Here is a 6,252-nt window from a genome sequence, read left to right on the forward strand (position 1 = left end):
CCCTCATCACATCACTTTCCATTCAAAAATAATTGATGTATAATTAAAAAATAAAAAGAAAACATTATAAATAGAAAAGGTGAAACAATGAAAAAATTAAAAAAGATTCTATTAATTATTTTATTATTAGTACCATTAGTTGGTTGTCAAAATCAAAAAAATGAATGGAAAGAGACATATCAATTAACTTATTTTTATTTAAAAGATTGTTCAAATTGTCAACATTTTAAAAAGAATGTTCTTCCAGCAATAAAAAAAGAATTTGGAAAACATATGAAAATAAAAGCCTATGATATGGATGATGAACAAACGCTTGATGAAATGAAAGAAAGTTATCAAAATCATATTGATCAAATCATTGATTTTAACGAAGATGATTACGGTTATGGACCAATGGTCTTTTTAGAAGGGTATATGGCTATTTTAGGTGCAGGTAATGAAGATGATTATGTTGAACATCTTGTTAGAGCTATACAAGGAAAAGAATTGAATGAGGCTTCTGAAATTGAAACATATTATTATTTAAAGGATGGAAAAGTACAAAATTCTTAAAAGTTATTATCAATTGAAAAAGAATATGTTAGACTTTAAGGAGAAAATAAAGGAGGAAGTGTTTATGTCAACACCACATAATCAAGCAAATAAAGGAGATATCGCAAAAACTGTCTTAATGCCAGGAGATCCTTTACGTGCAAAATATTTAGCAGAAACGTATTTAGAAAATGTTAAACAATTTAATGCGACAAGAAGCATGTTTGGCTATACAGGAACGTATAAAGGAAAAGAAGTTTCTATTATGGGTTCGGGTATGGGAATGCCTAGTATTGGGATTTATAGTTATGAATTGTTTCATTTTTATGATGTAGAAAATATTATTCGTATTGGTTCTTGTGGATCATTTAAAGAAGATGTTCATTTAAGAGATATCATTATTGTACAAGGTGCTTGTACAGATTCAAATTATGCACATCAATATGAATTACCAGGAACTTATTCAGCTATTTCTGATTATAGTTTATTAGAAAAAGCTGTAGAAAAAGCAAAAGAAAAGAATTTAACTTATCATGTAGGAAATGTCCTATCTTCTGATTTGTTCTATCATGCAGACAATAAAGCAGATAAATGGATCAAAATGGGATGCCTTGCTACAGAAATGGAATCTTATGCTTTATTTGCAAATGCAGCTTACGCTGGTAAAAAAGCATTAACTTTATTAACTGTTTCAGATTCATTAGTAACAAATGAAGAAACAACTGCAGAAGAAAGAGAAAAAACTTTCACAGCAATGATGGAAGTTGCTTTGGAGATTGCATAGGTGTTAACTAAATTTGCATTTTTTGATTTTGATGATACTTTGATTCATGGAGATTCTGGTGGAAAACTTTTAAAGTATTATTTAAAAAAACATCCACTATCTGTTTTTAAATTATTAAAAGTGGTTTATCATTATGCTTTATATCTATTAAAGATAGAACCACTTAATAAAGCAAAATCAGCATGGTTATATCCATTAGATAAGATGTCTGATCAAGAGATTGAAAAGTTTTATCAAGAAGTATTAGAACCTTGTTATTATTTAAATGTCATTGAAGAATTAAAAAAGAAAAAGGCAGAAGGGTATACGATTTATATATGTAGTGCCTCTGTAGAAGCTTATCTTCGTTTTTGTAAGTTACCAGTAGATGAAATTTTAGGAACTAAAACAGACATTAAAGATGGTAAATATACAAGTCAAATGATTGGAAAAAACTGTAAAAATGAAGAAAAGGTAAAAAGAATCCAAGAAGTGATAAAAAATCATAATCTAGAAATAGATTATGACTTATCTTATGCCTATTCGGATTCTTTACATGATATTCCAATGTTAAAAATGGTAAAAAATCGTATTAAAATTGATACTAAAGATGGACATATGTCCACATTTGAAATAGAGTAGCTTAGCTACTCTTTTATATTTAAGTCCGTAAAGAAAAGCATAATATTAATGAGTCCAGCTATTCCTACAACAATATAAATGAGCATTGATAAAAAACTATTTTGACCAAATAAACTATCTACCAAATTAAAATTAAATAAGCCAATAAGACCCCAATTAATAGCACCGATCACAGTAAAAACAAGTGCTGTTTTTTGTAATGCATTCATTTTCTTAACCTCCTTAAATAGAGTCTATCCCGTAAATTTGTATTTTATACATATAAAAATAAATAAAGAATATTTTTATAATGGAGGGATAGATTTGAAAAAATTATATATTGTCATTATAGGTTTAGTCATTTGTGCAATAGGTATTGTTATTTTTTTTAAATTTAAAAATAATTCATTGGATGAAACGTTAAAAGAAGCTAAAAGTATAAATTCTTATCAACTTGTATGTGATATGGAAATGACACAAAATGATGAACTTAAAAGTTATGAAGTAAAAGTAGATTATTTAAAAAAAGATAAACAAAAATATTATCGAGTAGAACTTTATGATAAAAGTTTAAATCAATCACAAATCATTATAAAAAATAAAAAAGGAGTCTATGTTTTAACACCAACACTTAATCAAATGTTTAAATTTCAAAGTGATTGGCCTGAAAATAGTCCAAAACCATATATTTATCATTATTTAATTCAATTATTAGAAAATAATAAAGTTAAAAAGATTGAAAAAGGATATCAAGTAGAAGCAAAGGTGAAATACCCTAATGATACAAGAATTGTTAAACAAGAAGTTATTTTTGATAAAAAATTAAAACCATTGATTGTTTTATGTCTAGATCAAGATGAGACAGAAATTGTTACTTGTAAAGTAAATGAATTTCATAAAAATAAAAATTTTAAAGAGAAACATTTTAATCAAAATCAAGCATTGAAAGAATCAAAAAAGGATGTCAAAACATCCGCAAATAATGATGTTTTATATCCAGTTTCTCTATTAGGCGCTAAATTAGAAAGTGAAACAGTGTCTTCAATAGAAGGGGATAAAAATCATATTTTAAAATTTAGTGGTGATAAAAGTTTTACAATGGTAGAAACACAAGTAAATGATCAACAAGTAATGCAGTTTTCTAATGATGAAGTGATCGATTTAATAGATGGGTTTGCATATTATCAACCTGGAAAATTATCGATGATGTATCATGGAATGATGTGTTCTTTATATTCACAAGATTTAACGAAAGAAGAAATGCTTTCAGTCATGACAAGTATGCAAACTTCATCGACAAAATAAAGAGATTTCAAATTGAATTATGAAATGGGTTGGATTATACTATTGTTTGGAGGTGTCTTTATGAATTTAAAGCGTGACACGTATGCAATTGTAGATTTAGACCATTTAAAATATAATGTTGAATTAGCACATAGTGAATTTAAAAGACCGTTGATGGCTGTGATTAAAGCGGATGCTTATGGTCATGGGTATAAAGAAGTTGCTAGTTTTTTAAAGGATATTGATTATATTGAAATGTTTGCTGTTGCAACACTTCAAGAAGCAATTGAGTTAAGAGAATTAGGAATCAATAAAGGAATATTGATTTTAGGAGCTATTCCAACAAGTAAAGAAGATATTGATTTAGCTATTAAATATGATATTTCTTTAACAATGGTTTCAGTTGCTTATTTAAAATTATTGGATCATTTAATTGATAAAGGGCAAACATTAAAAGTGCATATTAAATTAGATACAGGAATGCATCGTATTGGTTTAATGTCTAAAGAAGAATTATCAACTTTATTAAAACTAGTTGATCCTGATAAATTTAATGTAGAAGGAATCTTTACACACTTTGCGACAGCTGATGGAGATGATGTTGCTTTTGAAAAACAAAGAAGTTTATTTTATGAAATGATAGGTAATTGTAAATTCAAATATATTCATTGTTGTAATTCAGCAGCAATGACCTATCATCATGATGAAAAATCAAATATGGGAAGATTAGGAATTACTATGTATGGATGTTCACCAAATGGTGAAGAAGAAACAAAATTCAAACAAGTAATGTCACTTTATACAAAAGTAGCAATGATTAAAAAAATACCAGCAGGAGATCAAGTGGGATATGGTTTAACATATACGGCTAAAGAAGATGAATACATTGCAACATTACCAATTGGTTATGCAGATGGTTTTATTAGAAAAAATCAAGGACGTAAAGTATATATCAATGGTAAGTATTATGAAATTGTAGGACGTGTATGTATGGATCAAATGATGGTTAGAGTAGATGAAAATGTAAAAATAGGAGATCAAGTGGAAATTTTTGGTGAACATATTTCTCTTGAAAGTATGGCGAAAGATCTAGATACGATTTCTTATGAAGTTTTATGTTTGATTTCTAAACGTGTACCAAGGGTCTATGTTCAAGATGGACAAGTAAAAGAATTGTTATAAAAAACGAACTCAAATATGAGTTCGTTTTTTATTTAAATAATTCAGCAATTCTATAATATGATAAAGAACCAGATTTTTGAACTTTTACTTTTCCGTTTTTCATAACGAATGTTGAAGGAATTGTTCCATCATCTGTTTTAAAAGTTTTTTGAATGTATGTTGTTGCATTATTTTCTTTAGCTAAATTTACATAATAAATTTTATCACTATGATTTTTTTCTAAATATTTTAAGCAAACATTTTTGTAGTTCAATGTCGTATTATCCTTATCACTACCTACAACGACTACAAAACTATCTTTATCTTTGATTTTTTCTTCTAATTTATCTTGGGAAATTGTTGAAAGTTCAACATGTGTTGCTTGTCTATAAGCAAATAATGCAATAAAAACTACAAATACAAGCCCAAAGACGCTCACTTCTTTCCCGATTTTTTTAAAAAAATCCATAGAAGTTCCTCCTTTTATACTTTTCTATAATATCAAATTTCACCTATATAAACAATAAAAAAAATAGCCAGAGGCTATTTCATTCTTGTTTTAGCAAAGTTCCATGTATCTCTACACATTTCATCAATGCCTCTAGTAGCAACCCAACCAAGTTCTTCTTTAGCTCTTGTAGGATCTGCATAACATGTAGCAATGTCTCCGGCACGACGAGGTTTGATTTCGTATTTTACTTTAACACCATTTACTCTTTCAAAAGCATGAACAAGTTCTAAAACACTATATCCTTGACCAGTTCCTAAGTTACAAATATGTAATCCAGGTTTGTTGTATTTTTCAATTGCTAGAACATGTCCTTTAGCAAGGTCAACAACATGGATATAATCACGTACACCTGTACCATCAGGTGTATCATAATCATCACCAAAGACACCTAAACAAGGAAGTTCTCCAGCAGCTACTTTCATAATATAAGGCATTAAGTTATTTGGAATACCTTTTGGATCTTCTCCAAGTAATCCAGATTCATGGGCACCAATTGGATTGAAGTAGCGTAATAAAGTAACTGACATTTCAGGACAAGCATGTTGCACATCTGTTAAAATTCTTTCCATCATTGCTTTACTTGCTCCATATGGATTTGTTGTTTCACCTAATTTACAATCTTCAGTAAGAGGAACCACTTCAGGATCTCCATAAACTGTAGCACTTGATGAAAAAACAATATTGTTGACATGATATTTTTTCATCATTTTAGCAACAATTAAAGTTGTTGTTAAATTGTTTGTATAATATTCAATAGGTTTTTCAACAGATTCTCCAACTGCTTTAAAAGCAGCACAGTGAATAACAGCATCTAAATCATTTTCTTTAAAAACTTCTTCTGTTTTCTTTTCATCTAAAATATTGAATTCATAAAACTTTACTTCTTTTCCAGTAATATCTTTAATATATCCTAAGACTTCTGGTTTTGAGTTAGAGAAATCATCAATCACTACAACTTCGTGATTTGCTTGTAATAACTCTACACAAATGTGGCTACCAATATAACCAGCACCACCAGCAACGAGTACTTTCATTTTTATATCCTCCATAGCATCTTGCTTATTTTACGATTCTATTATAACAAATAATAACATAATAAAAAGGTGAAAAAAGAAAATAGAATAGGTAAAAAAATAAATTTAACAAAAAAATAAAAAAAATTACAAAAAACTGTTGACGTAAAGGTATAGAGATGTTATTATAAGTGGGCACTAGTCAAGGAGGCTTAGCTCAGTTGGGAGAGCATCTGCCTTACAAGCAGAGGGTCAGCGGTTCGAGCCCGTTAGCCTCCACCATTAAAATAGTGTTTGAAATAAATTATAGAAGATGCCGGCTTAGCTCAATTGGTAGAGCAACTGACTTGTAATCAGTAGGTTGAGGG

8 protein-coding genes and 1 tRNA gene are annotated in these 6,252 nt (G+C 28.6%); 6 read left to right on the forward strand and 3 right to left on the reverse strand.

Translation table 11 applies throughout. The features are described 5' to 3' along the window. Positions 1 to 87: 87 nt before the first annotated feature. The 3 genes from LJD32_RS10380 to LJD32_RS10390 all read left to right on the forward strand — a co-directional run bounded on the left by LJD32_RS10380 (position 88) and on the right by LJD32_RS10390 (position 1,936). A complete protein-coding gene (locus LJD32_RS10380; protein ID WP_032089662.1) occupies positions 88 to 552 on the forward strand; it encodes a hypothetical protein in 465 nt (154 codons plus the stop codon). A gap of 64 nt (positions 553 to 616) precedes the next feature. Then, positions 617 to 1,315, forward strand: a complete 699-nt coding sequence (gene deoD / locus LJD32_RS10385) for a purine-nucleoside phosphorylase (protein ID WP_032089663.1) — start codon at positions 617 to 619, stop codon at positions 1,313 to 1,315. Then, entirely contained in the window at positions 1,316 to 1,936 is a 621-nt protein-coding gene (locus tag LJD32_RS10390; RefSeq protein WP_032089664.1) for an HAD-IB family hydrolase, read from the forward strand. It abuts the gene before it with no gap. 5 nt (positions 1,937 to 1,941) lie between these two features. Here the strand turns inward: LJD32_RS10390 and LJD32_RS10395 are convergent, their stop codons facing one another. Beyond that, positions 1,942 to 2,145, reverse strand: a complete 204-nt coding sequence (locus LJD32_RS10395; RefSeq protein ID WP_032089665.1) for a DUF378 domain-containing protein — start codon at positions 2,143 to 2,145, stop codon at positions 1,942 to 1,944. Between the two features lie 94 nt (positions 2,146 to 2,239). Between LJD32_RS10395 and LJD32_RS10400 the strand changes: the two genes are divergently transcribed. Both LJD32_RS10400 and alr read left to right on the forward strand, forming a co-directional pair. Further along, on the forward strand, positions 2,240 to 3,220 hold the full coding sequence (locus LJD32_RS10400) for a LolA family protein (RefSeq protein WP_032089666.1): 981 nt from the start codon (positions 2,240 to 2,242) through the stop codon (positions 3,218 to 3,220). Positions 3,221 to 3,280: 60 nt separating this feature from the next. Then, complete coding sequence (alr, locus tag LJD32_RS10405; RefSeq protein WP_032089667.1) at positions 3,281 to 4,381, forward strand: alanine racemase; 1,101 nt, start codon at positions 3,281 to 3,283, stop codon at positions 4,379 to 4,381. Positions 4,382 to 4,409: 28 nt separating this feature from the next. Here the strand turns inward: alr and LJD32_RS10410 are convergent, their stop codons facing one another. Both LJD32_RS10410 and galE read right to left on the reverse strand, forming a co-directional pair. Further along, a complete protein-coding gene (locus LJD32_RS10410; protein WP_032089668.1) occupies positions 4,410 to 4,829 on the reverse strand; it encodes a hypothetical protein in 420 nt (139 codons plus the stop codon). A 74-nt stretch (positions 4,830 to 4,903) separates the two neighbouring features. Then, positions 4,904 to 5,905 (reverse strand): UDP-glucose 4-epimerase GalE, encoded by a 1,002-nt coding sequence (galE, locus tag LJD32_RS10415; protein ID WP_032089669.1) that lies wholly within the window; start codon positions 5,903 to 5,905, stop codon positions 4,904 to 4,906. Between the two features lie 185 nt (positions 5,906 to 6,090). Here galE and LJD32_RS10420 point away from each other — a divergent pair. Next, a tRNA-Val gene (locus LJD32_RS10420) sits at positions 6,091 to 6,166 on the forward strand. The last annotated feature ends 86 nt before the right edge of the window (positions 6,167 to 6,252 follow it).

Origin of the sequence: Faecalibacillus sp. TM498, from assembly GCF_020589955.1 — a bacterium.
Classification (GTDB): Bacteria; Bacillota_I; Bacilli_A; order Erysipelotrichales; family Coprobacillaceae; genus Faecalibacillus; species Faecalibacillus intestinalis.

Coding starts and splice junctions, on each gene's coding strand:
- LJD32_RS10395 (WP_032089665.1), bottom strand. CDS start 2,145: ATGAATGCATTACAAAAAACAGCACTTGTTTTTACTGTGATCGGTGCT.
- deoD (WP_032089663.1), top strand. CDS start 617: ATGTCAACACCACATAATCAAGCAAATAAAGGAGATATCGCAAAAACT.
- alr (WP_032089667.1), top strand. CDS start 3,281: ATGAATTTAAAGCGTGACACGTATGCAATTGTAGATTTAGACCATTTA.
- galE (WP_032089669.1), bottom strand. CDS start 5,905: ATGAAAGTACTCGTTGCTGGTGGTGCTGGTTATATTGGTAGCCACATT.
- LJD32_RS10380 (WP_032089662.1), top strand. CDS start 88: ATGAAAAAATTAAAAAAGATTCTATTAATTATTTTATTATTAGTACCA.
- LJD32_RS10410 (WP_032089668.1), bottom strand. CDS start 4,829: ATGGATTTTTTTAAAAAAATCGGGAAAGAAGTGAGCGTCTTTGGGCTT.